General features: G+C 51.9%; 1 protein-coding gene and 1 pseudogene. Both read right to left on the bottom strand.

All coding sequences use genetic code 11. The features are described 5' to 3' along the window. Positions 1 to 223: pseudogene (locus FAS41_RS31115) on the bottom strand (serine/threonine protein phosphatase); the annotation flags it as partial. Next, positions 220 to 750: hypothetical protein (locus tag FAS41_RS30735; protein WP_138527034.1), on the bottom strand; the 531-nt coding region annotated here is incomplete at its 5' end. The pseudogene FAS41_RS31115 and the gene FAS41_RS30735, both read right to left, overlap by 4 nt.

Genomic DNA, 750 nt, shown 5'->3' with positions numbered 1-750 from the left:
GGGTAGATAGATCAAAGGTGCCGTCCTCGGCTCCCAGGCTTACTCTCGACTGGTAGGTGTCAGCAATGTTCTGGGCGAGATCTTGAGCTAATTGCCCGCTACCTGATTTTGACGTGCCATCGACAACGACGAAAAGGCCCCGCCGTTCATCGATAACAGCGTGCGCGTAATCGCGATTTTCACCCCTGACACGTCCCTTAAAGCTTTTCGCCGTATGGTTCATCCCAGATTGCTCAGGTCTTTCATCCGCTGATGGATAAGCTTTTCCCTTCCTGGGTTGGCAGTCACAGATCCTGAGCTTTGAATCACATAGTCAATGCCATTCAGCTTCATTAGCGAGGTGATCCCGTCGGCGATGTACTGCCGCAATTCAGCAGTACATAGCGCGATCTCTGCCTGCAGCTCTGGCCTACCGTCAATGAGAATGACCATATCCTCAACATCCTTGTGATAGGGGTCTCCGTTGCCGCGACCGCTAAAAGCTTCCAATTTGGTGGCTAGAAAATAGGACGGCTCGAAGATCTGAATGCTGCGCCCATTCGGGAGAGAAAATTTCCTGGCGTTTGCGAGGCCATCTACGAACCAGCGATTGGCGTAGCCCAGTACTGATGCATCTGAAGGCATCACATCTACGATGATGTCGTTGAAGCGGAATCGACAATTGACCTCATCTTCTCCCGTAATCTTGAATCCTTTTTGCGCCAGGCGGTGTGTCAGCTTTTCCCATGCGGCAATACCCGCCAGCTCTAT

This window comes from Pseudomonas nicosulfuronedens, from assembly GCF_005877905.1.
Classification (GTDB): domain Bacteria; phylum Pseudomonadota; class Gammaproteobacteria; order Pseudomonadales; family Pseudomonadaceae; genus Pseudomonas; species Pseudomonas nicosulfuronedens.
This window is presented reverse-complemented; position numbering and strand designations above follow the sequence as displayed.